This window comes from Pseudomonas sp. 05N433 (assembly GCF_056396925.1).
Genome location: NZ_JBFTML010000014.1, coordinates 76,965 through 101,825, shown reverse-complemented (window position 1 = coordinate 101,825; position 24,861 = coordinate 76,965). Strand labels below are relative to the sequence as shown.

Sequence of the window (24,861 nt, the reverse complement as noted above, 5' to 3'; positions counted from 1 at the left end):
AGGAGCAGGTCATGTCTGAAGTCCGTCATTCGCGAGTGATTATTCTCGGTTCCGGCCCTGCCGGTTACAGCGCCGCTGTCTATGCGGCCCGTGCCAACCTCAAGCCACTGCTGATCACCGGCATGCAAGCCGGCGGTCAACTGACCACCACCACCGAAGTCGACAACTGGCCGGGCGACGTCCACGGCCTGACCGGCCCGGCGCTGATGGAACGGATGAAAGAGCACGCCGAGCGCTTTGAAACCGAGATCGTGTTTGATCACATCAATGCCGTGGACTTCGCTGCCAAGCCGTACACCCTGATTGGCGACAGCGCGACTTACACCTGCGACGCCCTGATCATCGCTACCGGTGCCAGCGCTCGTTACCTGGGCCTGCCGTCGGAAGAAACGTTCATGGGCAAAGGCGTTTCGGCCTGCGCGACCTGTGACGGTTTCTTCTATCGCAACAAGCCAGTGGCTGTGGTCGGTGGTGGTAATACCGCAGTTGAAGAAGCGCTGTACCTGGCCAACATCGCCAGCACCGTGACCCTGATTCACCGTCGCGAAACGTTCCGCGCCGAGAAGATCCTGATCGACAAGCTCAATGCCCGGGTTGCCGAAGGCAAGATCATCCTGAAGCTGAACGCGACCCTGGACGAAGTGTTGGGCGACAACATGGGCGTGACCGGTGCTCGCCTGAAGAACAACGATGGCAGCTTCGACGAAATCAAAGTCGACGGTGTGTTCATCGCCATCGGCCACACCCCGAACACGTCGTTGTTCGAAGGTCAGCTGACGTTGAAAGATGGCTACCTGGTTGTACAGGGCGGCCGTGACGGCAACGCCACTGCCACCAGCGTCGAAGGTATCTTTGCTGCCGGTGACGTGGCCGACCACGTTTATCGTCAAGCCATCACCTCGGCCGGCGCCGGCTGCATGGCGGCACTGGACACCGAGCGTTACCTCGACGGCCTGCAGAACGTTTCGTTCTGATTCCTTAGAAAACAAAAAAACCGGCCTTGGCCGGTTTTTTTGTGGGCAGACGATTCTGCCTCAGGACAATTTCGCCAGGCACGCCTCAAGAATATCCAGCCCTTCTTCCAGCACGGCGGCCTCAGTGGTCAATGGCGCGAGCAGCCGAATGATGTGGCGCGACTTGCCGCTGGGCATCAGCAGCAAGCCCGAGTCTCGGGCCAGCGCCAGCAGTTGTGTCAATTGCGCCGAAGCCGGTGTGCCGTCGGCATTGATCAGTTCGATGCCGCGCATCGCACCCACGCCGGTCAAACGGCCCAGATACGGTGACAGTCCGCGTGCCCGCCAGGCTTCGTAGCGGCTGACAATCGCTTCTTCCTGCTGCGTGCCCCAGGCATGCAGATGTGCATCACTCATTTCGTCCAGGGTCGCCAGCGCGGCGGCGCAGGCGATGGGATTGCCTGAGTAGGTGCCGCCCAATCCGCCCTTGGGCAAGTTGTCGACTAGCGACTTGCGCCCGACAACCGCACCCAGCGGCACGCCACCGGCAATGCTTTTACCCAGCAGGATCAGGTCCGGCTCAATGCCCAGTCGCGAAAACGCAAACCGCTGGCCGGTGCGGCCGAAGCCGGACTGGATTTCATCGGCAATCAGCAAAATGCCTTTGTCATCACAGAAACGCCGCAGCGCCTGGGCGAATTCCACATCCATCGCCAGAAACCCGCCTTCGCCCTGTACCGGTTCGACGATAAAACAGGCCACGTCATTCACGTCGATCTCGACGCTGAACAGCCGATCCATCGCCTTCAGGGCCTCGGCGCAGGTCACGTCATTGTCTTTGCTGGGGAAGGGCAGGTGGTACACCGGCCCCGGCAGCACGCCGACTTTCTGCTTGTAAGGCGCGACCTTGCCGTTGAGGTTGAGAGTGGCCAGCGTGCGGCCGTGGAAGGCGCCGTCAAAGGCAATGATCGCGGTGCGGCCGGTGGCGCCACGGACGATCTTCAGGGCGTTTTCCGCCGCTTCCGCGCCGCTATTGGTGAGCATGCCGCTGACCGGGTAATCCACTGGAATAAACGCGGCCAGGCGATCCATGAGTTCGATGTAAGGCACATGGGGAGCCGCGTTGAACGCGTAGTGGGTCAGGCGGGTGGCTTGTTCACGAATGGCCTCGACGATGCGTGGATGGCAATGGCCGAGGTTCAGTACGCCGATTCCCCCGACAAAGTCGATGTAGCGCTTGCCATCGGTGTCCCAGACTTCGGCATTTTTGCCGTGGCTGAGACTGATGGGGTGAACAATGGAAATCGACTGACTGATGGTTTCGCTGCGCATGGATGGCTGACTCTGAAGAAGGGATGCTTCTTTTTATCTAAGCCGCGAGCAGAGGTGTCCGGCAAACGAAATAAAGTTGCCGGGTCAATCTTAAAAGTCGGGATGTGCCCTGATACCGATCGATGGCGACGCATAATCTGAGGCGAGGGAGCAAGCTCCCTCGCCACAGGTTTAGCGACGAGTCAGTGGCTGCTGAGCGAACTTCACACCCGCCAAGCCATGGGCAATCAACGCCCGGATATTGCCGTGGTCGCTGCCTTCGGGCGTGGCTACCACCGAACGATAATGCTCGCCAAACGCCAACAGCGCTTCTTCATCGCTCAGACCTTCCAGCAGCGCCAGGCCCAGGGTCTTGCACGAGCCTTCGTTCTGCCCGGCTGCGTTTTCCACGCCACCGTTGTTGAAAGCCTGGGGCTGGTAGTCATAACCGGCGGCAATGAACGCCAGGGTGTCGGCGAAAACGTGCTCGCCACTCTTGAGGCTGGCGCGCAGGGTGTTCAAATCACTCATTGGGTTTTCCTTTGGCGAACGCCGCTTGTTGGTCGGCGCTGGCTTCTTTCTGGTATTGGGCTTTCCACTCGGCGTACGGCATGCCGTAAACCACTTCGCGGGCTTCATCGAGGCTGACGTCGATCTGGCGTTCGTCAGCGGCGGCCTTGTACCACTTGGACAGGCAGTTGCGGCAGAAACCCGAGAGGTTCATCAGGTCGATGTTCTGCACGTCCTTGCGGCTGTCCAGGTGGGCAACCAGCCGGCGAAAGGCGGCGGCTTCAAGTTCCAGGCGTTGTTGATCGTTCATGATGGGCTCTGTGCAATCAAATCGTGGCGCGGATGATAAAAGCCTGGCGAGCGATACGCCAGACGCGGTCAGCGGCTGGCAGCCAGGGTAATCGACACCGACTCGGCGAAGCGCAGGGCGTGGGGCTTGTCGACTTCGACTTCGGCATACAGCACCGACTCGTTGGTCATGATCAGGTCCAGCAGCTCCTGGGTCAGGCGCTCGAGCAGGGCAAAGCGATTGCCTTCCACGTGGGCAATGATCGCCTTGGTGATGGTGCGGTAGTTCAGCGCGTGATCGATGTCGTTGTCACGCACGGCGTCCTGGGCGGCATACAGGATGGTCAGGTTGATCAGCACATCCTGCTTGTTGAGGATTTCGTCCTCGTTGATCCCGATGAAAGTTCGCAAACACAGGTCCTTGACCCGGATGCGTGCCATTCCTGGTTGAAGTTGTGGCATTGCTACTTGCTCCGTCCAATCAATTGCAGGAACTCCTGGCGGGTGTTGCTCGACTCGCGGAAGGCACCGAGCATCACCGAGGTGTTCATGGTCGAATTCTGTTTCTCGACGCCGCGCATCATCATGCACATGTGCTGGGCTTCGATGACCACCGCGACACCGGCGGCATCGGTCACTTGCTGCACGGCCTCGGCGATTTGCCGGGTGAGGTTCTCCTGGATTTGCAGGCGGCGGGCGAACATATCCACAAGCCGTGCAATCTTCGACAGGCCCAGCACCTTGCCCGTTGGAATATAAGCCACATGCGCCTTGCCGATGAAGGGCAACATGTGATGTTCACACAGCGAGTACAACTCGATGTTGTCGACAATGATCATTTCATCGTTGTCGGAGGCGAACAGTGCGCCGTTGACGATCTCTTCGACGCTCTGTTCGTAACCGTGACACAGGTATTGCATGGCCTTGGCGGCGCGCAACGGGGTGTCTTGCAGCCCTTCGCGGTCGGGGTTTTCACCCAGGCCGATAAGGATCTCGCGATAGCTCTGGGACAGGGCGCTGTGGGGCAGGGATAACGTCATGGGGACATCCTCGCGGGGGCGGCTTATTTGACGTGCCGTCCGCCATTGACGGTCAGGGTCGTGCCGGTGACATAAGGGTTGTCGAGCAAATAGCGCAGGCTCTGGTAGATCACTTCGCTGCCGGGCTCGATGCCCAGTGCAGATTTGGCCAGGACCCTGGCGCGGTACGCCGCGTCGTCGTCGGGATTGAACAGTAGCAGGGCTGGCGCGATACCGTTGACCTTGATGTCTGGCGCGTACTTGGCGGCAAAGGACAGGGTCAGGCTGTCGAGCCCGGCTTTGCTGGCGCAGTAGYCGATGTGCTTGCTGCTGCCCTTGCGAGTCACGTCATCGCTGATGTGCACGATGTCGGCGGGGCTTGAGCGTCTGAGTAAATCGGCACAGTGCAGGTTGATCAGGTAGGGCGCCAGCATGTGCACGCTGAACATGCGGGTGAAGGCATTGGCTTCGGCGCCCGGGGTTTCGGCCAGCCATTCGGAGGCGTTGTGGACTATCGCCCGCAGGCTGTCGGTGTGGTTCTTCAATTCACCGATGAACGCGAGAATCCCGGCCTCGCTGGAAAAGTCCGCGAACACCGCTGTTGCTCCCAGATCGCGCAGGGTCTTTACGCCGGGGCGTTCGCTGCGGTAGCTGAAAATGACCGGATGGCCGTCTTCGAGCAAACGCTGCGCACAGTGCAGGCCGACACGCTGGCCGGCACCGGTGATGAGGATGGGGGCTGCGGAAGAGGTCATGAACGGCTCGCGTCGCGGTTAGAGCAAAACTATACCAGCGACGGGAGTCGTGCACCTACGCTCCTGCAAGAGTTACTGATTTTGGGTAGTAGGCGTTGCGGGCAACGGTTGTTGCGGTGCGGTGTTCAGCCAGCCGGCCAACAGATGGGTCGACAATGGAATGAAGAAATATACCATCAGTGGTGTCAGGCACAGGGTGCTGACGAACACCCGGGCCAGCAATCCCGTTTCAGCCAATAACGGTCCCAGCACAAAGTTGAACAGCAGGGACACCGGAAAGAACGCCAGCCAGATCGCCACGGCCTGCTTCCAGCGTGGCGGGCGTTGCCCTACCGCACCGAACCAGCCATCGATGCCACTGACCCGATGCTCCGAAGGATGGGCAAACAGATCGCTGCCACGTCCCAGCCAAGCTGTACGCGACGCGGAATGCTCCCAGGCATGCAGGGTCTGCTCGTCGGCGAAGCGGAAAATAATCTGGAACTCGTCATCCTCGGGCGGCGGAGCGAGCACGCCAGAACCGAGATAGCCGGGGAAGTCGGTGGCCAGTTGCTCGCCTTCGCGCAACCAGGCCATCAGGTCCTGATAACGCCCATCGGCGACACGACGCGCAACCATCAACGTGACGGGTGAAGTAGACATTGTGTATCTCCGTAAGGCAAACGCGTCGCTCCGGATAGGAGTTTCGCCAGGCACAGCGCCGGGGTAGTGGGCTGCGTCTTGGGACAAGCAAGGATTATTCCTGATTGTGTCTGGAACTTTCGTTCCAATTAGTTCAACGACGTGTTGAATATCACTGGGGTATGAGAGTAAAAATGTATCAAAATATTAATATGGATCCAAAATCCCTGTGCTGACCGACATTGCGCCTGGCTTGCCCCCCATTACCTCCCTGATTCGAGAGGAGCTGTTCCCGATTCGTGAGGTCGCGCGGATGACAGGGGTCAACCCGGTCACGCTCCGAGCCTGGGAGCGACGCTACGGGCTGATACAGCCCACCCGCACCGAAAGCGGGCACCGCTTGTATTCGATGACCGATATCGAGCGTGTCCGCAGCATCCTCGGCTGGATCGAGCGCGGTGTCGCGGTAAGCAAGGTTGGCAAGATACTGGCCAAGACCGAACCGCTCCCGGTGCTGGAGCGGATCATTCCCGACGAGCTCGTTCAAGCCGACTACAGCCAATGGCAGCAGCAGGTCAAGGCGGCAGTGAGTGTTTTTGACGAAGTTCAGCTGGAACACGTCTATGGTCAGATTTTTTCCAGTTATCCGCTGACAGTTGTGTTCCAGGACATCCTGATTCCGATCTGGAAGCTATTGCTACAACGCCATGATGCGTTCGGTCAGACCAGCGAGTGGCTTTTTCTGGATGGCTTTCTGCGGTCTCGAGTATTGCAACGCCTGCTGCTGGTGCGTGTCATGCAGCCGCGACGAGTGATTGTCTGCGCCTTGGCCGACCAATGTCGTGAGCTCGAAGTATTGGTCACGGCGCTCTATCTGAGCAGCATCGATTCGGCTATTCAGTTGTTGGCGATCGGGCAGCCCTTTGATGAGTTGATCTTGGTTTGTGAGAAGATCAAGCCAAGGGCGCTGGTGCTGATTTCCAATCACGCGCCGGCTGCCGAACTGCCTCGACGTTTGAACCGTCTGGCCATGGGCCTGGATTGTCAGCTGTTTCTGGCCGGGGATGCGTCCGACCTGGCGCAAGAAAGTCTGGCCGGGTCGTCGGTGGGTTGCCTTGGAAACGAGGGAGGGGTGATGCGCCAGCGTCTGAAACAGTTCCTGGCGGGAAACCTGGATACCTGAGATTCAAATATGCAAAGCAGGATGGGTCAGGCGATGTTGCTGAAGGATGTACTGACGCAGACGCTCGGTTTCGTCCTTGTCACTCTGGCTCAGCTCGTAGGCGTAGAAACCTTGCTCGGTCTCACGCTCCAGGGTGCCGCGCAACGCAATCCGCTCATAGCCTGACGGGCTGAACCACAGCGCGAAGTGCTTTGGCGCTTTGGTCTTGTTGCGAACTTCCAGCAAAACCCCTTTGAACGATATTTCGTGCACCCACATCGTGCCGGGTTGCCCCTTGGCATTTTCCAGCGCCACTGGCTCTTCGAGCGCCAGGCGCCATGGCCGAATCATTGGCCCGTCTTCATAAATGCTGGGGACACCTAGGCGTAGATGCATTGCGTGAAACTCATCTTCCACCAGGTGCAGCGGGAAGGTCATTTGCTGATTTTCAAAAGTGGCCTGGATGGTGACTTGCTCATGTGCGGCCAGGCGTGTGAGCAAATCACGGATCTGCGAGCCGCCATTGACCAGCAAACTCGACGTCGCATCCCGCACATTGAGTTGCGGGTTGTGTTGCATGGTCTGGATAAAGTCCAGCTCATCCTGGGTCAGGAGTGCGTCGCGCTGCATGATTTGCTCGAAAGAAATAATTACAAAGTCATCGGTGATTGTAGTAAATGACCACTAATTCGCAGATTGGTTTGATCCGTTCGTCGACTTGAGATCAGCAAGTTCTGCCTGTACCTCGGCCAATTGCGCTTCCAGCTGTGCAACTCGCTGCTGTGCCCTGACCTGAACCGTGACGTCTTTCTGCACACCGACAAAATAGGTTTGTCCGTCGTGCGGGTTTTTTACCGTGGAAAGCGACAGTTCGTTCCAGAACGGGGTGCCGTCCTTGCGGTAATTCCTGAGAATTTCCCGGCAGGAACCGCCATTGCCCAACGCCTGGCGAATCAATGCGAGGGCGGGCTGATCCCGGTCTCCTGCCTGCAGAAAACGGCAATCCTGGTAGAGGATTTCTTCGCTGGTATAGCCCGTCAGGCGTTCGAACGCCGGGTTTACGTAAATCAGGATGTTGTCTTGTTCGCCTTCCTTTTCGGCAATCACGATGCCGTCGTTGGACGCGTCGATCACCATTTGCAGCAGTGAGGCATTGATCATCGCAGAGTCCTTTGCGTATTGATGGGTACGCTGCATTCTAAAAGATCAATGAGGGCTGTGCTGTTAATATCTTGGCCTTTTACTCAGCTTCAGGATCAGATTGATGAAAGTCGCCATCCTTTCCGGCTCGGTGTACGGCACGGCTGAAGAAGTCGCCCGCCACGCCGCAAGTCTATTGAACGCCGCCGGTTTCGAAACCTGGCACAACCCGCGCGCGACACTTGCCGATGTTCAGGCCTTTGGCCCGGAAGCCTTTCTGGCGGTGACTTCGACCACCGGCATGGGTGAGTTGCCGGACAACCTGCAACCATTGTATTCGATGATCCGCGATCAATTGCCCGCCGCCTGGCGTGGCTTGCCGGGTGCCGTTATCGGGTTGGGCGACTCGAGTTACGGCGATACGTTCTGCGGTGGCGGTGAGCAAATGCGTGAATTGTTCGGCGAACTGGGCGTGCATGAAGTGCTGCCGATGTTGCGTCTGGACGCCAGTGAAACGGTAACGCCGGAAACCGACGCCGAGCCTTGGCTGGCGGACCTGGTCAGCGCTCTGCGGGGCTGACCGGCTTTTATTGGCGGCAGTGTTCTGACATGGATCCAGGCTCCCCCACGCACTGACTCGCTCGGCCACCAAGCTGGCTGCCAATGCAACTAGCCGATCTCCGGGGGCTGACTAGACTGCTGTAACGTCAGTGAACATTAAGAACCCAGAACAATAAAAAGAGATCCTTGCCGTGAGCGTAACCCCCATCCAGTCGCCACACAGTCTCCAGGATAAAGTCAGTGCCGCCGAGTGGCAGACCCGCGTCGACCTGGCGGCCTGTTATCGTCTGGTCGCCCTCCACGGCTGGGACGATCTGATCTTCACGCACATTTCAGCCAAGGTGCCAGGCACTGAAGACTTCCTGATCAACCCGTTCGGGATGATGTTCCATGAAATCACCGCGTCGAGCCTGGTCAAGGTCGATCAGGCCGGCAACAAATTGATGGACAGCCCCTACGAGATCAACCCGGCGGGTTACACCATCCACAGCGCGGTGCATGAAGTCCGGCATGACGTCGTGTGTGTGCTGCATACCCACACGGCGGCGGGGGTGGCGGTATCGGCGCAGAAACAGGGCATTTTGCCGATCAGTCAGCAGTCATTGTTCGTGCTGTCCAGCCTGGCTTATCACGCCTACGAAGGCGTGGCACTGAACCATGAAGAGAAGGCGCGGCTGCAAGCCGACCTGGGTGAAAACAACTTTCTGATGCTGCACAACCACGGTCTGCTGACCTGTGGCGGCACCATCGCCGACACGTTCCTGATGATGTTTACCTTTCAGCGCGCCTGCGAGATTCAGGTGCTGGCGCAGAACGGTGGCGCAGAGCTGATCGCCATCGAACCGCAGATTCTGGCGGGCGCCAAGGCGATGATCGCCGGCGTCACCAAAAGTGCTCAAGGGATGGGTGGCGCGCTGGCCTGGCCGGCGCTGCTGCGCAAACTCGATAAACAAGACCCGGGTTATAAACTCTAAATGGCACTCGCCGAAATTCCTCTGTGTGTCTGGCGTAAGCGCGGCCAGACGTTCGTCTTCCGCGGTCAGACCATCCGCTATTGGGCGGCGGGGCAGGGCGAGCCGCTGTTGTTGATCCATGGCTTCCCGACCGCCAGTTGGGACTGGCATTACCTGTGGCAGCCGCTGGCGCAGCGCTATCGGGTGATTGCCTGCGACATGCTTGGCTTCGGCGATTCGGCCAAACCGGTGAACCACAACTACAGCCTGCTGGAGCAGGCCGATCTGCAACAAGCGTTATTGGCGCACTTGAACGTCGAGCAACCCGTTCACGTGTTGGCACACGATTATGGCGACAGCGTGGCCCAGGAGCTCTTGGCCCGGCACTACGAAGCACGCGCTCATATCGCCAGTTGCGTGTTCCTCAATGGCGGGTTGTTTCCCGAAACCCATCGCCCGGTGTTGATGCAAAAACTCCTGCTAAGCCCCTTGGGCTGGATGATCGGGCTAGCTTTTACCCGTGACGCTCTGGTGAAGAGTTTCAAGCAGATTTTCGGTCCGCAGACCCGGCCCACCGAAAGTGAGCTGGATGATTTCTGGAGCCTGGTCGATAGCAATCACGGGCAGCGGATCATGCATAAATTGATCGGTTATATCCCGCAGCGGCGGGTCCAGCGTGAGCGTTGGGTCAGCGCCATGCAGCGCGGCGAGGTGCCGCTGCGCGTTATCGATGGTGAGGTCGATCCGGTTTCCGGTGCGCACATGGTGGCGCGCTATCGGCAACTGATTCCCACCCCGGACACTGTCCTGCTGTCCGAGATCGGCCATTACCCACAGATCGAAGCGCCGGCGCAGGTGCTCAAGCACTATCTGGAATTTCGCGATCAGTTGATTTCACCGCCGCTCAAGTTGGCGTGTTCCTGACTATCCCGCTGCCTTATCGCGCACCATTCAGCCGCCCCCGTGTTCATTGTGACCGGCAGCCCCGTGCCCGACACTCAAACTAATAGTCCCTGGCCTGCTGGAGTTCCCCATGAATGAGTCTGTGCGCTTCGAAGATAAAGTCGTGATTGTCACCGGTGCAGGCGGCGGCTTGGGGCGAGCGCATGCATTGCTGTTCGCCAAACAGGGTGCCAGAGTGCTGGTCAATGATCTCGGCGGCTCGGCTCAGGGTGAAGGCGCCAATGCATCGGCGGCCGATCGGGTGGTGGCGGAAATTCGTGAAGCGGGTGGCATCGCCGAGGCTAATCATGACTCTGTCACCGACGGAGACAAAATCGTCCAGCATGCCCTTGATACGTTCGGTCGTATCGATGTCGTGGTGAACAACGCCGGCATCCTGCGCGACAAGACCTTTCACAAAATGGACGACAGCGATTGGGACCTGGTTTACCGCGTTCACGTCGAAGGCGCCTACAAGGTCACTCGCGCCGCCTGGCCACACATGCGTGAGCAAAACTATGGCCGCGTGATCTTCACCGCGTCGACCTCGGGCATCTATGGCAACTTCGGGCAGTCAAACTATGGCATGGCCAAACTCGGCCTCTACGGCCTGACCCGCACACTGGCTATCGAGGGCCGCAAGAACAATATCCTGGTCAATGCCATCGCCCCCACGGGTGGCACCCGCATGACCGAAGGCCTGATCCCGCCGCAAGTATTCGAGCAACTCAAACCGGAACTGGTCAGCCCATTGGTGGTGTACCTGGGCAGCGAGCAATGCCAGGAAACGTCGGGGCTGTTCGAGGTCGGTGGCGGCTGGATGGGCAAGGTGCGCTGGGAGCGCAGCCTGGGCGCCGGGTTCGATCCGCGGGTCGGTTTCTCGCCGGAGGATGTGGCGGCGCATTGGCAGCAGATCTGCGATTTCGAAGGCGCGGCGCATCCGAAGGACAACATTGAGGCGCTGAAGGAAATGATGGAGAACTTGCAGAAGTATTCCCTCTGACGCTGATTGCGCGACATCTGGCGGGGCTTGCCTGAGCCCCGTCATCTCCTCCCGACTACTCCCTGCCTGAAAACCTTTCGCCCATAAAAAAGGCCGCTGCAAACGCAGCGGCCAAAGTAAGACGTGGATCCAGGAGCTACAAATCAACGTCAGTGAACACAGGGCGATGAGTCGAAAAAATATGCTTCAAATCATCTGGATTCTGTCGCCAACGGGGTGGTCTATCATCCCCGTTCTTTGTGCTTTCGGGCCGTTTTCCGTGAAAGCCAGGCAAGAATAAGGTATTGATCACAAAGGAAAAATAGCGATTTCTGACATGCACTGTTACAGTCTTGGCAACAGTCTTCGGCTGACCTTTTGTAACAGCTGCCGCTAGCTGCGCCAGCTGTTACACATCCAACTTCAACCATGTCCCATGCACTGCACTGATAACCCTCCATCCAGCCCATCCATACCCCGCGCAAAACCCCGCCCCATGCGGGCCTTCATCCTTTGGAGGTACATCGCGAATACCTCCTTGGTGCGCTTATCGCTCCCGGCGAGCGGCAGTAGGGTGGGGTCTTCTGTCACTCACCGGGGAAGACGCATGACAAAAACAACAATGCGCGCCATCTTCAAACCGCAAGCGCTGGCCGCTGCGGTGGCCTTGGGCTGCTGTGCCCAGGCGCAGGCTGTTTCATTCAACATCGGCGAAATCGAGGGGCAGTTCGATTCCTCGTTGTCCGTCGGCGCGAGCTGGGGCATGCGCGATGCCGACAAGTCGCTGGTGGGTACCGTCAATGGCGGGACAGGCCAGTCTTCGACCGGTGATGACGGACGCCTGAACTTCAAGAAAGGCGAAACCTTCTCCAAGATCTTCAAGGGCATCCACGACCTCGAATTGAAGTACGGCGACACGGGCGTGTTCGTCCGTGGCAAGTACTGGTACGACTTCGAGCTCAAAGACGAAGACCGCGAGTTCAAGCAGATCAGCGACAGCGGTCGCAAGGAAGGCGCCAAGTCTTCCGGGGCGGAGCTTCTCGATGCCTTCGTTTATCACAACTATTCCATCGCCGATCTGCCGGGCACCGTGCGTGCCGGTAAACAGGTGGTCAGCTGGGGTGAAAGCACCTTCATCGGTAACTCGATCAACAGCATCAACCCGGTCGACGTTTCGGCGTTCCGGCGTCCCGGCGCTGAGATCAAGGAAGGCCTGATTCCGGTCAACATGTTGTTCGCTTCCCAGGGCTTGACCGATCAACTCACGGTGGAAGGTTTCTACCAACTGGAGTGGGACCAGACCGTCGTAGACAACTGCGGCACCTTCTTCGGTAACGACGTGGTGGCGGACGGTTGCAACAACAACTACACCGTCGGCAGCCCGGCGATTGCACCGCTTGCACCACTGGCGGCAGCCTTTGGCCAACCTATCCAGGTCACCCGTGAGGGCGTGATCGTGCCCCGTGGCGGTGACCGCGATGCACGGGATTCGGGGCAGTGGGGCGCGGCTTTGCGCTGGCTCGGTGACGACACCGAATACGGCCTCTACTTCATGAACTACCACAGTCGCACACCGACCGTCGGCACCACCACCGCCGGGCTGTCCACATTGGCCAGCCTGCCGGGTATGGTCAGCACTGCCAACCGTCTGGCCCCGGGCAGCGGTTCGGGCCTGGCGCAAAGCGTAATGCTCGGGCGCGGCCAGTACTACCTCGAATACCCGGAAGACATTCGCCTGTACGGTGCGAGTTTTTCCACCACGTTGCCCACCGGCACTGCCTGGACCGGCGAAATCAGCTACCGGCCTAACGCTCCGGTTCAGGTCAACACCAACGACCTGACCCTGGCGTTGCTCAACCCGATCGCCGGCGGCGCGGCATCGCCTGTTGCGACCCGGCCTGGCGCCGACAATACCGGTTACCGCCGCAAGGAAGTGACCCAGGTGCAAAGCACCCTGACGCACTTCTTCGATCAAGTGCTGGGCGCCCAACGGCTGACCCTGGTCGGTGAAGCGGCGATGGTCCATGTCGGTGGTCTGGAGCCGCGGAGCAAGCTGCGTTACGGCCGTGATTCGGTCTACGGCCAGTACGGTTTCGGTGGCGATACCGACGGCTTCGTCACCTCGACCTCCTGGGGCTATCGCGCCCGGGCGATCCTCGATTACGCCAACGTGATTGGCGGGATCAACCTCAAACCCAACCTGTCCTGGTCCCATGACGTCGCCGGCTACGGCCCCAACGGGCTGTTCAACGAAGGCGCCAAGGCGATCAGCGTCGGTGTCGATGCCGACTACCGCAACACCTATACCGCAAGCTTGAGTTACACCGACTTTTTCGGCGGGAATTACAACACCCTGACCGACCGCGACTTCCTGGCGCTGAGCTTCGGCGTGAACTTCTGATCTGGCTGAGAAGGATGATGTTAATGCGCAAGATGATTCTGCAATGCGGCGCTCTGGCACTGAGTCTGTTGGCCGTCAACGTGATGGCTGCGGTCTCGCCGGAAGAGGCCAATAAGCTCGGCACCACCCTCACGCCGCTGGGCGCCGAGAAGGCCGGCAACGCCGATGGCTCGATCCCGGCCTGGACCGGTGGCATCCCGAAAAACGCTGGCGCGGTCGACAGCAAAGGCTTCCTGGCTGACCCGTTCGCCAGTGAAAAGCCGCTGTTCACCATCACCGCTGCAACGGTCGACAAGTACAAGGACAAGCTTTCGGACGGTCAGGTGGCGATGTTCAAGCGCTACCCGGAAACCTACAAGATTCCGGTCTACCCAACCCATCGCACCGTGGCCGTGCCGCCGGAAATCTACGAGTCGGCCAAGCGCAGCGCGCTGAACGTAACCAGCATCAACGACGGTAACGGCCTGGCCAATTTCACCGGCAATCGCTATTACGCGTTCCCGATTCCGAAGAATGGCGTCGAAGTGCTGTGGAACCACATCACCCGTTACCACGGCGGTAATCTGCGACGGATCATCACCCAGGTGACCCCGCAGACCAACGGCAGCTACACGCCGATTCGCTTCGAGGAAGAGATCGCCGTACCGCAACTGATGAAGGACCTGGACCCGGACAAAGCCGCCAATGTGCTGACCTTCTTCAAACAGTCGGTAACCGCGCCGGCGCGGCTGGCGGGTAACGTATTGCTGGTGCATGAAACCCTCGACCAGGTGAAAGAGCCGCGACTGGCGTGGATCTACAACGCCGGTCAACGTCGAGTGCGCCGTGCACCGCAAGTGGCCTACGACGGACCAGGCACCGCCGCTGACGGCCTGCGGACTTCGGATAACTTCGATATGTTCTCCGGTGCGCCAGATCGCTACGACTGGAAACTGATCGGCAAAAAGGAAATGTACATTCCCTACAACAGCTACAAACTCGATTCGCCGAGCCTCAAGTACGATGACGTGGTGAAAGCCGGGCACATCAACCAGGACCTGACCCGCTACGAGTTGCACCGGGTCTGGGAAGTGGTCGGCACGGTCAAGCCGAGTGAGCGGCACATCTACGCCAAACGCCACATGTACCTCGACGAAGACAGCTGGCAAGTGGCGCTGGTGGACCACTACGACGGTCGCGGCCAACTGTGGCGAGTGGCCGAAGGTCACGCCCAGTACTACTACGATCACCAGACTCCGGCCTACACCCTCGAGGCGCTCTACGACATCATCGCTGGCCGATACATTGCCCTGGGAATGAAGAACGAAGAGAAGCACAGTTTCATATTTGGCTTTGACGCCAAGGCTGCCGACTACACACCGTCGGCTCTGCGCGCCGAGGGCGTTCGGTAAGGGTTTTGATACATTGGCATCACAAAAGGCGACCGGTGGGTCGCCTTTTTTATGGGCGCCAATCAGCGCGCTGAATACCTCTCAACAAGCGGGTTGGAGAGGGTTAGGGTTGTCGGACAATTATAAAAAGGCACGCTGCAATGACCGCCATGACCCCGTGTCTGGACCGTTCTGGATTCCTGCCCCGCCTGTCCTCTCATCACTTGTCGCGGGCTCGCTTGACCGAGCCGCTACTGACCTCCACGGCCCGGGTGAAATTACTTTGCGCCCCCGCCGGCAGCGGCAAGAGTGCGCTGCTCGCCGAGTGCCTGTTGCGGGCGCCATCCCGGTGCCGGGTGCATTGGCTGCCCTTGTCTGGCGTGGTGTCGAGCGCGGCCGATTTTCGTCATCGTCTGGCTGAGGCGCTGGGGTTGGCCTCGTCGGGTGAAACCGAATTGCTGAGCAATCTGGCGCGATTGCAGACGCCGACCTGGCTGTTCCTCGATGACTACTGCCGTCTGCCGAACCCGGAGCTGGACTCGTTGCTGGATCGCATGTTGGCGATCGGCAGCCCGATGCTGACCTGGTGGCTCGGCACTCGCCGCCGGCCGCAATGCAACTGGCCACGGCTGTTGCTTGATGATGAATTGTACGAGTGCGAGAGCGCTTTGCTGGCTTTTACTTCAGGTGAAGTGGAGCAGCTGTTGCGTCCCTGGGTGCCGGATCAGGCCAACAAGGTGGCCAGTCGGGTCATCCAGCGCACCGGCGGCTGGTGTGCCGGTGTGCGGATCGCACTGTTGCAGAAGTGCGACTGGTCGCGTCAGGACACTCCCCAGGGACGGGCGGACACTTTGCTCGATTATCTGGAGCACGAGTTGTTCAGCTCGCTGACGCCTGAGTTGAGCGAGGCCTGGCGCGTGCTGGCCCACTTGCCACGCTTCAATGCCCGACTGTGCGATCACCTGTTTGGGGCCGGGGAGGGCGCGCAGTACCTGAGGACCTTGCAAGCACTGGGTTGTTTTATCGAACCCTGGCGCGACTCCACCGACTGGCTGCAGGTTTTCACCCCGTTCACCCAATTGCTGCGCGATGAGCAATGGCCGGCCGGACGCTCCTGGCATCGGCGGGCCTGCCAGTGGTTCTGCGCCGAGCAGGACTGGAAATCAGCCTTCGAACAGGCATTGCTCGCCGAGGAATACGAAGTGGCGGTCAGCCTGTTGCAGCACTTCAGTTTCGAGCATCTGTTCGAGGAGCAGACAGTGGTGCTGTTGTTGCGTCTGCATGAGCAACAAGGCGAGGAGCTGATGCTCGGCTCGCCGCAACTGATCGGGCTGATCACGGCGGCATCGCTGTTTGCGGGGCGGTTTGAGCAAGCCGGAGCCTGTATCGAGCAGTTGTCGCGATTCGTCCCGCAGCCGTCGGCGATTCTGCAACGGCAGCTGATCGCACGGTGGCAGGCCCAGCAGGGTTGGCTGTTGCATTTGCAGGGGCGGATGGAGGGCTCGCGTGCGCATTTTCTCGATGCGCTGAAGGACCTTGGTCCCGAACTCTGGACTGTACGTGTGATGTGCTTGTCGGGGCTGACCCAGCAAGCATTGCTGCGTGGGGAGCTGGAAGTCGCCCAGGCAATGAATCGTGAAGCGTTGTGCCTGGCGCGTGCGCAAGGTTCACTGGTTTTCGAAGGACTGCTGGAACTGGACCATGCGCAATTGCTGGAGCAGCGTGGTGCTCTCCAACGTGCCGAGGACTTGCTTGCCAATGTTCACGCCATGTTCACCAGGCAGCAACGCGATGCCGAACCTTTGCTCGGACGACTGGCGTTGCAGCGTGGCCGTTTGAATCTGTCCCTGGGACGCGATGCACAGGCGAGCGAGTTGTTTGAAAGTGGCTTGCGGACCTGCCTGCGCAATCACGACAAGCGGGTGCTGTACGGTTTTCTGGGGCTTGCGCAATTGGCGGCCAATCAACGTGACTATGACTTGGCATTTGCTCATCTGCGCGATGCTGAACGGTTGATGCAGCAGCGGCAGAGTCCTGACACCGTTTATCGTGGCGTACTGCTGCAAGTCAGCAGCCATTTCTGGCTGCAGCAGGGCCGGCCAGAACTCGCCTGTGAGGCGCTGAGTCGCGTCTTGCGCCACTATCTGGGCCAGGCGCGGCAAGCACCTCCGGCAACTTTGCTGCTGATTGCCCGGATTGAGTACCTGCTGGTGTTGGCCCAAGTCTATTTGCACCGGAGCGAGGCCCCATTGAACATCCTCGCTCGCCTGCTTGATCAGTCGAAGCGCTCCACTCAGTTGACGCTGGAGGTGGAACTGTTGTTCGCCAGGGCCGAAGTCGCCTGGTTGAATAGTGACCTGGTCAGTGCCAACGAGTTTTTACGCAGTGGATTAAATCTGGTGGAGCGATGTGGTTTGCGGCAGGCGCTGCGCGAACTTCAATTACGCCAGCCTGACCTGCTGTCGGCACTGGGAATGACGGAGCCGAACATTGAAGGCGTGGCATATACAGGAGGTAATAATCCGCTTAGTCAGCGCGAGGTCGAAGTACTAAAGTTGATTGCGTTGGGTAATTCGAATCAACAGATTGCCGAGCAATTATTCATCTCGTTACATACGGTCAAAACGCATGCTCGACGCATTCACGGTAAGTTGGGCGTTGAGCGCAGAACTCACGCAGTTGCCCAAGCACGATTGCTTGGGTTGTTGGCGTGATGTAACAATTGATTGGCTGTTTGTGGCACGACATTGTTGTCGCTGCAACATAAGTCGAAAAGAAATTCGACTGTGATGTTGGTTTTTTTTGATTTAGTTYCGCTGAAAGTTGGTGTGTGCAAAGTGCGCCGCTTTCAATTGACTAAATCAGGATTATGTATTTATGGAAGGTAATAAACTCGAATCRGTTTCAAATAAATTTATCGGCGTAAACGAGGCCGTTGAACAATTGTCCGAGCAATTGAGCCTCATCCCGTCATTTGCGTCTTTGCTACAAGATTGTCTGGCGGAGGACATGTGGCGGTTGGTGCCGGAACTCTATGTTTCCAGGGTGTTTATCAATTATCGCGGTGCTGCGACTGCCCAAGAGCCGACAGGCTCACTGAATAATGTACTGATGGAGTGTCTGCTGCGCGGAAGTGCACCGAATTATAATCCAGACCAATATGGTGTGTACGATTGGCTGAACGATACGGACGAAAGCGCCCGACACGCTGATCTGGATATTGGGACAGTGAGTCAATTTATCGCCGAATTGCTGCGGACGTTGCCTGCAAAGTTTGTCGTGGCGCTGGATCAGTACTGGGCACGTAATATGGGCAACAACGTGATGCGTAAAGGCCTTCTGCGAAGTTATGCAGTCAAACTCTTCTGGCAGGAATTGAATAGCGTAACGCAAGAGGGCGGTGTCACACCGGAAGACGAAAAAAAGATTTTCGCGTTGACCGGTCCTCTGGTTCCCAGCGCATTTTATGGCGTTGCTGTCCAACTGCACGATGGCGTCTTCAAAACATTGGCTTCGGCTTTTGTCATGCGTCTGGATGGTCAGTCGTCAGGGGCGATTGTTCCTGCGGCGGACAGTGCCATGATTTTATATACGGCGAACGCAGGGGTGGAAAAGTTCGCTACGTCGGCAGCGCTGCATCAAGAAGTCCGGAAACGCCTGAGTACGCCAGCGAGTCGTGGCGAATTGCTGAAGGACTTGGCAGTTGAAGACGCGCAGAAGGTCGAGGCTGATCCAGAGATTCGTTATCCACGAATTGATACGGATGTATTCGGTGTTGGCACAGACGCGCTGTTGGCAAAGCAACGTGCTGACATCAGTCGTCAACTCAAGGGGTTGAGTGGCTCGCGCACGGACAAGGAGAATGTGATCCGAGAAGTTAACGCCCTCCTGCCCTTGAAGGAGCTGCTTGAAAATGCGAAACATCGCACCGCCGCGCTGATCAAGTTGATCAGTAAAAATGTGTGGCCTGAATGGTTGAAGCGCAGTAGCGAAAGGGACCAGAAGATTTATGTCGATCTGGAGCGCACCCTGCTTCAAAGTGAAGTAGATCTGCATCAACGAGTGGGTCATGTCGCGTCGCTGAAAGCCTATACACGAAACAGTGTTCAAGACTTTATTTTTCGGCGTGCTGCACTGCATGTCGATCCTGATTTTGTCCTCGTGACCTTGAACTACAATTTCCGTATGGGCGTGAAGGAAATCAGGCATCAAGAAACGAAAACGTTAACCGAACTTTTTATGTACGGTTTGCATGATAAAGCCGCCCGCTATCAGCTCAAGATCAACGGCGAACATGCGCTGGATTTGACCCCTTCATTCATCGAGTCGGCCATCGAAACGCTCGATGTGCGGATGAAGTACGCAGCGCTGCGGAACGCTGCCTATAAAGAGCCAGAAGTACAAGACGCTATCCATGAAAACCTGGCAAGAGTGACGGCCTTGTCGGTATTCGCCGCCGGGCTGCAAGGTCATTTGAAGGTGCAAAGTCTGGATATGGTGAAACGTTGCAATCTCGGCGATACATCATTGACCACTCATGGTCTTTCTTTTCGTGATGATTATCAGGCATTCAAGGAACTCACCGTTTATACGTCTAAAAGCAATGGTGCGCTTGTTCCTTGTGTGTTATATGCGCCAGGCGCGCCGGGAGGTAAAGACTGGTTTGAGTTCGATAATGTTTGGTTGCTCAAGGAGCACGTTGCGAAATGGGTGCTTGTTCCGGGCGGTAAGGATTACTTGATCGATCAATGCCATTTGAAGGATCGCAGCAAGCTGGTTGACGAAATAGATAAATCTGGAGCAGCGGCCATAGCTGGTCAAGGGTCAAGAATCAATACCGTTACATGGCTGTCTCTTCCCCAAAGACGCTTCGAAGACAGTGTCAGGCAGTTACTGGCATGGGCGCAGTACGAGGTCGAATTTGTTACGCCTGGTTGGTTCAGGCAAGCGAAGCTGTCTGAACGGCAATGCCTGGCTCGACTGACTACTGAACAAAGCGCCATTTATGAACTGGCGAAAGATAAGGTGAATGTACAGCCGTTTCAGGTGTTTGCTCGGGAATTGGTGAAAAAGCGAGTTAATGACTATTTACGTCGCTCGGGGCCACACCCGGAAATCGATCCGGACCAGGTTGAGATCACAATTGCAGGTCATCAGCCAATGACCCTGACTCAACTGTTTATTAATTGGGAAATCTGGCGCAGCGACACCAGTTCTTTTGTAAAGGCTCTTGCGTGGTTTGACACGGTGGTCAAAAGTCTGGTCAATGTTCGTGATCAATTGAGAACGGCTACGTTCAGGTCAAGAGACGGCACCTCGGTGGGAAGGCTGAGTGCAACAGTGATCAACGACTTGATTGGAGTGTTGCCAGGGGATCAATACATCGATTATTTGAAGCGCACTTTCCTCAATCCCGGGGTCGGAGATCTGTCAACAAGACCTGAGGTGTATGGCAAGCTCAAGCAAAACAAACTCCAGTTCGATGCTCTGACTCAGAGAATGCAAGGCAATTTGAGCGGGGAGCAATATACCTGGCTGAATGCGGTGCTCGAAGAGTTGCACATTACTGCAAATACTGCCAATGGCGAAGTCTACAGGTTTGTCGTCAACGGCAAGCGCGTTGAAGGTGGGTACGTCTTTGCTCGCAAAGGCACAACTGAAAAGATTATTTATCTGCCAGCGGCTTACGATGGCAAGAACTTTGTTTCACTGGAATCTTATGCCGCGGAACTGAAGATGCACGCGCGATGGGATATTGTTAAAAGTGTCCGAAGTAGAGATCAAGAGGTTGTGCGCGCTTATTTGTTCGAGGTTCTGAAGKGATACCATGATTTCACGCTAACACCCGGACGGCCTATCCGCTTATCGGATGACTACGCGCCGATGATCGAGCTTTTCATCGCCGAGACGGATGACCAGACGACCAGTCTTTCCGAAGCATTCTGGCGCGACACGCTAATTGTTGCCGAATTTGCGGTGGACATTGTTTCGCTTTTCATTCCACCGGTGGGGGTCGCAGCCACGTTATTGAAGGCAACGCGATCAATTGTGCTAGGGGTAATCGCTCACCACAACGGGTATGAAAAACAGGCAAACGGGCATTTTTCAGCTGCATGGGTCGGGTTGATTTCTCTCTATGTGGGTACCGTTGCGGGCATTGGCGGTGCAAATGCCGGCCTGAGTCTCCTTTCCAGAATCAACGATTTTGCCGGAATCGTTTCAACCGTTACCGGTGTTGAGGTCGGCGTAAATTATCTGACCTATGTGGCGGGTCGGTCTCTCGCGAATACAACCGGTTCGGTAACAACCTCTGTTCGCTGAGCAGGGAGAAGAGTGGATTAATAGCGGGCGGTGATAATTCCGCTTTATTACGTCACGTTTCAACCTGGTAACCCATCCGCCAACTCACGGCCCGCGTCGCTGCCAGCAAWCGCTGCGCCGCCGGGCCGTTTTCGTCGGCATGGAACAACGAGGTCGGGCCGACGATGGTCATCACCGCCGCCACCTGGCCGACAGCGTTGAACACCGGTGCCGACAACGCATCCACTCCCGGCATCAGCAACCCATGCACATGATGCAGGCCGCGTTCGCGGATCTGTTCGCATAAGGCTGCATAGGTCTGATCGTCTGCCAAGATGTGGTCAGTGGCGTTGTGAAGTTCCTGATCGCGCAAGTCCACGGTTTCCCGCTTTGGTAGGTAAGCGCCAAATACCAGGCCAGTGGATGAACTGAGTAACGGCAATACCGAGCCCAATTGCGTGACCACCGTCACCGCTCGCACCGCCGGCTCGATGTGCACCACCGTCGCGCCCTGATTGCCCCACACCGCTAAAAAACAGGTTTCATTCAAGTCATCACGCAACTCGGCCAGAGGCAGAGCGGCGACTTTCAGCACGTCCATACTGTTCAGGGCAGCCAGGCCGACTCGCAGCGCTTCACGGCCCAGGCCGTAATGGTTGGTGGCGGGGTTCTGTTCGGCAAAACCGCTGGCGATCAGCGCTTGTAGATAACGGTGAACCTTGCTCGCCGGCATCTGCACGTGTTCGGCCAGACGCGACAGCGAGGTCGAGGGCGACAGCTCGGCGAGGGCCTTGAGGATGTCGGTGCCGACTTCGGCCGAGCGGACTTTCTGTTTACCGTTGCTTTCGCTGGTCATGGAGGCGGTGTGATCCCGGGACGAATGGGCGTCTTTATAGCTTGACGGTCAATACCAATCAAATTACGTTATGCGTAATTGAATTACGATAAAAATAACTTCCCGTTCAGGAGGCTCCATGAACCTCGATTCAACGGCGCCAGCGCTGGCTTATCAGTCAGGCTTTGGCAACGAATTCAGCAGCGAAGCGTTGCCCGGCGCACTGCCCATCGGCCAGAACTCCCCGCAAAAAGCCCCTTACGGCCTGTACACCGAGCTGTTCTCCGGCACTGCGTTCACCATGGCCCGCAGCGAAGCACGCCGGACCTGGATGTACCGCATTCAGCCGTCGGCCAATCACCCGGCATTCGTCAAACTGGATCGGCAACTGGCCGGTGGTCCGTTGGGTGAAGTGACCCCCAATCGCCTGCGCTGGAACCCCTTGGACATTCCGACCGAGCCCACCGATTTCATCGACGGGCTGGTGAGCATGGCCGCCAATTCGGGCGCGGATAAACCGGCCGGGATCAGCATCTATAACTACCGCGCCAACCGGTCCATGGAGCGGGTGTTCTTCAACGCCGACGGCGAACTGCTGTTGGTACCGGAACTGGGCCGCCTGCGCATCGCCACTGAACTGGGCGTGCTGGAGCTGGAACCGCTGGAAATCGCCGTGCTGCCTCGCGGGCTGAAATTCCGCATCGAACTGCTCGATCCGCAAGCGCGGGGCTATGTGGCCGAAAACCACGGCGCGCCACTGCGCCTGCCGGACCTGGGGCCGATCGGCAGCAACGGTCTGGCCAACCCTCGCGACTTCCTGACCCCGGTGGCGCATTACGAAAACCTCAAGCAACCGACCACCCTGGTGCAGAAATTCCTCGGCCAATTGTGGGGCTGCGAGCTCGATCATTCGCCGCTGAACGTGGTCGCCTGGCACGGCAATAACGTGCCCTACAAATATGACCTGCGTCGCTTCAACACCATTGGCACGGTGAGTTTCGATCACCCGGATCCGTCGATTTTCACCGTCCTGACCTCGCCGACCAGCGTGCACGGTCTGGCCAACCTCGACTTTGTGATCTTCCCGCCACGCTGGATGGTGGCCGAGAAAACCTTCCGTCCGCCGTGGTTCCACCGCAACCTGATGAACGAATACATGGGTCTGATCAAGGGCGAGTACGATGCCAAGGCCGAAGGTTTCGTGCCGGGCGGCGCCTCGTTGCACAGCTGCATGAGCGCCCACGGCCCCGATGGCGAGACCTGCACCAAGGCAATCAACGCGGAACTGGCGCCGGCTAAAATCGACAACACCATGGCTTTCATGTTCGAGACCAGCCAGGTGCTGCGCCCGAGCCGATTCGCCCTGGATTGCCCGCAACTGCAAAACAATTACGACGCCTGCTGGGCCTCGCTGCCCGCCACTTTTGACCCGACCCGGAGATAACCCATGACTCAGACTTCCATCACTCGTAGCTGGGTTGCCTCCGCCAACGGCCACGCGGATTTCCCGCTGCAAAACCTGCCGTTGGGCGTGTTCAGCGTGAAGGGCGGGGCGCCGCGCAGTGGCGTGGCGATCGGCGACCATATCTTTGATCTGGGAGCGGCACTCGATGCCGGGCTGTTCGACGACGGTGCCGCGCGAACCGCCGTCGAAGCCACCCGTGGCGGCCAGTTGAATGCGTTTTTCGAGCTGGGTCGCGAGGCTCGCGTCGCCCTGCGTGAACGCTTGATCGAGTTGTTCAAGGAAGGCAGCACCCTGCACGGCAAGATCGAAGCCCAAGGCGCAAAACTGCTGCCGCTGGCGGCGGATTGCCAGATGCACCTGCCGGCGAAGATCAACGACTACACCGACTTCTACGTCGGCATCGAGCACGCGCAGAATGTCGGCAAACTGTTCCGCCCGGATAACCCGTTGCTGCCGAACTACAAGTACGTGCCGATCGGTTATCACGGCCGCGCCTCGACCATTCGCCCGTCCGGCACCGACGTGCGGCGTCCGAAAGGCCAGACCCTGCCGGCCGGTCAGACCGAGCCGACGTTTGGCCCGTGCGCACGCCTGGATTACGAACTGGAACTGGGTATCTGGATTGGCCCGGGCAATGCCATGGGCGACTCGATCGCCATCGGTGACGCCGCCGATCACATCGCCGGTTTCTGCCTGCTCAACGACTGGTCGGCGCGGGACATCCAGGCCTGGGAATACCAGCCGCTGGGGCCGTTCCTGTCCAAGAGTTTCATCACCAGCATTTCGCCGTGGGTGGTGACGGCCGAAGCGCTGGAACCGTTCCGTCGTGCGCAGCCGGCGCGCCCGGAAGGCGACCCGCAGCCGCTGCCTTACCTGTTCGACAAACGTGATCAGGCGGCCGGTGCCTTCGACATCGAACTCGAAGTGCTGCTGCTGACCGAATCGATGCGCGAACAGAATCTGCCGGCCCATCGCCTGACCCTCAGCAACACCCAACACATGTACTGGACCGTTGCGCAGATGGTGGCGCATCACAGCGTCAACGGCTGCCAGTTGCAGGCCGGCGACCTGTTCGGTTCGGGCACGTTGTCCGGCCCTGAAAGCGGTCAGTTCGGCAGCCTGCTGGAAATCACCGAGGGCGGTAAAAAGCCGATCGAACTGGCCTCGGGTGAGGTGCGTAAATTCCTCGAGGATGGCGACGAAATCATCCTGCGGGGACGTTGCAGCCGTGAGGGTTTTGCTTCCATCGGTTTCGGCGAGTGCCGCGGCAAAGTGCTGCCGGCGCGCTAAGAG

22 protein-coding genes are annotated in these 24,861 nt (G+C 58.2%); 12 read left to right on the top strand and 10 right to left on the bottom strand.

Annotation, left to right across the window (positions count from 1 at the left end):
- Positions 1 to 11: 11 nt before the first annotated feature.
- Positions 12 to 974 (top strand): thioredoxin-disulfide reductase, encoded by a 963-nt coding sequence (trxB, locus tag AC1DIS_RS10240; protein WP_018927182.1) that lies wholly within the window; start codon positions 12 to 14, stop codon positions 972 to 974.
- Between the two features lie 60 nt (positions 975 to 1,034).
- On the opposite strand, the gene AC1DIS_RS10235 is transcribed toward trxB, so the two are convergent.
- The 7 genes from AC1DIS_RS10235 to AC1DIS_RS10205 all read right to left on the bottom strand — a co-directional run bounded on the left by AC1DIS_RS10235 (position 1,035) and on the right by AC1DIS_RS10205 (position 5,478).
- Positions 1,035 to 2,285 carry a 2-aminoadipate transaminase gene (locus AC1DIS_RS10235; RefSeq protein ID WP_018927181.1) on the bottom strand — a complete coding sequence of 417 codons (1,251 nt, stop codon included), beginning with the start codon at positions 2,283 to 2,285 and terminating at the stop codon, positions 1,035 to 1,037.
- Between the two features lie 171 nt (positions 2,286 to 2,456).
- Positions 2,457 to 2,795, bottom strand: a complete 339-nt coding sequence (locus AC1DIS_RS10230; RefSeq protein WP_018927180.1) for a HopJ type III effector protein — start codon at positions 2,793 to 2,795, stop codon at positions 2,457 to 2,459.
- Positions 2,788 to 3,084, bottom strand: coding sequence for a DUF1244 domain-containing protein (locus AC1DIS_RS10225; RefSeq protein WP_018927179.1), 297 nt, complete (start codon positions 3,082 to 3,084; stop codon positions 2,788 to 2,790). The genes AC1DIS_RS10230 and AC1DIS_RS10225 overlap by 8 nt, the downstream gene beginning before the upstream one ends.
- 68 nt (positions 3,085 to 3,152) lie before the next feature.
- On the bottom strand, positions 3,153 to 3,524 hold the full coding sequence (folX, locus tag AC1DIS_RS10220) for a dihydroneopterin triphosphate 2'-epimerase (protein WP_086944710.1): 372 nt from the start codon (positions 3,522 to 3,524) through the stop codon (positions 3,153 to 3,155).
- Positions 3,525 to 3,526: 2 nt separating this feature from the next.
- Positions 3,527 to 4,102, bottom strand: a complete 576-nt coding sequence (gene folE, locus AC1DIS_RS10215; protein WP_018927177.1) for a GTP cyclohydrolase I FolE — start codon at positions 4,100 to 4,102, stop codon at positions 3,527 to 3,529.
- Positions 4,103 to 4,125: 23 nt separating this feature from the next.
- Positions 4,126 to 4,836 (bottom strand): dihydromonapterin reductase, encoded by a 711-nt coding sequence (gene folM / locus AC1DIS_RS10210; RefSeq protein WP_477780856.1) that lies wholly within the window; start codon positions 4,834 to 4,836, stop codon positions 4,126 to 4,128.
- Between the two features lie 72 nt (positions 4,837 to 4,908).
- Positions 4,909 to 5,478, bottom strand: a complete 570-nt coding sequence (locus AC1DIS_RS10205) for an antibiotic biosynthesis monooxygenase (protein ID WP_477743247.1) — start codon at positions 5,476 to 5,478, stop codon at positions 4,909 to 4,911.
- A 202-nt stretch (positions 5,479 to 5,680) separates the two neighbouring features.
- On the opposite strand from AC1DIS_RS10205, the gene AC1DIS_RS10200 reads away from it, so the two are divergent.
- Complete coding sequence (locus tag AC1DIS_RS10200) at positions 5,681 to 6,640, top strand: MerR family transcriptional regulator (protein WP_477743412.1); 960 nt, start codon at positions 5,681 to 5,683, stop codon at positions 6,638 to 6,640.
- Positions 6,641 to 6,643: 3 nt separating this feature from the next.
- Here AC1DIS_RS10200 and AC1DIS_RS10195 read toward each other — a convergent pair whose 3' ends face one another.
- Together AC1DIS_RS10195 and AC1DIS_RS10190 are read right to left on the bottom strand one after the other, a co-directional pair.
- Positions 6,644 to 7,249 carry a hypothetical protein gene (locus AC1DIS_RS10195; RefSeq protein WP_018927173.1) on the bottom strand — a complete coding sequence of 202 codons (606 nt, stop codon included), beginning with the start codon at positions 7,247 to 7,249 and terminating at the stop codon, positions 6,644 to 6,646.
- Positions 7,250 to 7,303: 54 nt separating this feature from the next.
- The gene (locus tag AC1DIS_RS10190) at positions 7,304 to 7,780 is read right to left on the bottom strand and encodes a PAS domain-containing protein (RefSeq protein ID WP_018927172.1); all 477 of its coding nucleotides are present in this window, start codon (positions 7,778 to 7,780) and stop codon (positions 7,304 to 7,306) included.
- A gap of 103 nt (positions 7,781 to 7,883) precedes the next feature.
- Here AC1DIS_RS10190 and AC1DIS_RS10185 point away from each other — a divergent pair, with 103 nt between their 5' ends.
- From AC1DIS_RS10185 to AC1DIS_RS10150, 8 genes are all read left to right on the top strand, one after another.
- On the top strand, positions 7,884 to 8,339 hold the full coding sequence (locus AC1DIS_RS10185) for a flavodoxin (protein WP_064620259.1): 456 nt from the start codon (positions 7,884 to 7,886) through the stop codon (positions 8,337 to 8,339).
- Between the two features lie 172 nt (positions 8,340 to 8,511).
- Complete coding sequence (locus AC1DIS_RS10180) at positions 8,512 to 9,294, top strand: class II aldolase/adducin family protein (protein WP_018927170.1); 783 nt, start codon at positions 8,512 to 8,514, stop codon at positions 9,292 to 9,294.
- On the top strand, positions 9,295 to 10,197 hold the full coding sequence (locus tag AC1DIS_RS10175; protein ID WP_018927169.1) for an alpha/beta fold hydrolase: 903 nt from the start codon (positions 9,295 to 9,297) through the stop codon (positions 10,195 to 10,197).
- A gap of 109 nt (positions 10,198 to 10,306) precedes the next feature.
- Positions 10,307 to 11,218 (top strand): SDR family oxidoreductase, encoded by a 912-nt coding sequence (locus tag AC1DIS_RS10170; RefSeq protein ID WP_018927168.1) that lies wholly within the window; start codon positions 10,307 to 10,309, stop codon positions 11,216 to 11,218.
- A 586-nt stretch (positions 11,219 to 11,804) separates the two neighbouring features.
- Positions 11,805 to 13,598 (top strand): DUF1302 domain-containing protein, encoded by a 1,794-nt coding sequence (locus tag AC1DIS_RS10165; protein ID WP_026286500.1) that lies wholly within the window; start codon positions 11,805 to 11,807, stop codon positions 13,596 to 13,598.
- A 23-nt stretch (positions 13,599 to 13,621) separates the two neighbouring features.
- Positions 13,622 to 14,989 (top strand): DUF1329 domain-containing protein, encoded by a 1,368-nt coding sequence (locus tag AC1DIS_RS10160; protein WP_064620247.1) that lies wholly within the window; start codon positions 13,622 to 13,624, stop codon positions 14,987 to 14,989.
- A gap of 140 nt (positions 14,990 to 15,129) precedes the next feature.
- On the top strand, positions 15,130 to 17,682 hold the full coding sequence (locus AC1DIS_RS10155; protein ID WP_477743248.1) for a LuxR C-terminal-related transcriptional regulator: 2,553 nt from the start codon (positions 15,130 to 15,132) through the stop codon (positions 17,680 to 17,682).
- Between the two features lie 163 nt (positions 17,683 to 17,845).
- The gene (locus AC1DIS_RS10150) at positions 17,846 to 21,289 is read left to right on the top strand and encodes a dermonecrotic toxin domain-containing protein (RefSeq protein ID WP_477780855.1); all 3,444 of its coding nucleotides are present in this window, start codon (positions 17,846 to 17,848) and stop codon (positions 21,287 to 21,289) included.
- 52 nt (positions 21,290 to 21,341) lie between these two features.
- Here the strand turns inward: AC1DIS_RS10150 and AC1DIS_RS10145 are convergent, their stop codons facing one another.
- Complete coding sequence (locus AC1DIS_RS10145; protein ID WP_258612674.1) at positions 21,342 to 22,124, bottom strand: IclR family transcriptional regulator; 783 nt, start codon at positions 22,122 to 22,124, stop codon at positions 21,342 to 21,344.
- A gap of 118 nt (positions 22,125 to 22,242) precedes the next feature.
- Here AC1DIS_RS10145 and hmgA point away from each other — a divergent pair, with 118 nt between their 5' ends.
- Positions 22,243 to 23,547, top strand: coding sequence for a homogentisate 1,2-dioxygenase (gene hmgA, locus AC1DIS_RS10140; protein WP_018927161.1), 1,305 nt, complete (start codon positions 22,243 to 22,245; stop codon positions 23,545 to 23,547).
- 3 nt (positions 23,548 to 23,550) lie between these two features.
- Positions 23,551 to 24,858: a fumarylacetoacetase gene (gene fahA / locus AC1DIS_RS10135; protein WP_018927160.1), complete on the top strand. Its 1,308-nt coding sequence runs from the start codon at positions 23,551 to 23,553 to the stop codon at positions 24,856 to 24,858.
- Positions 24,859 to 24,861: the final 3 nt, after the last annotated feature.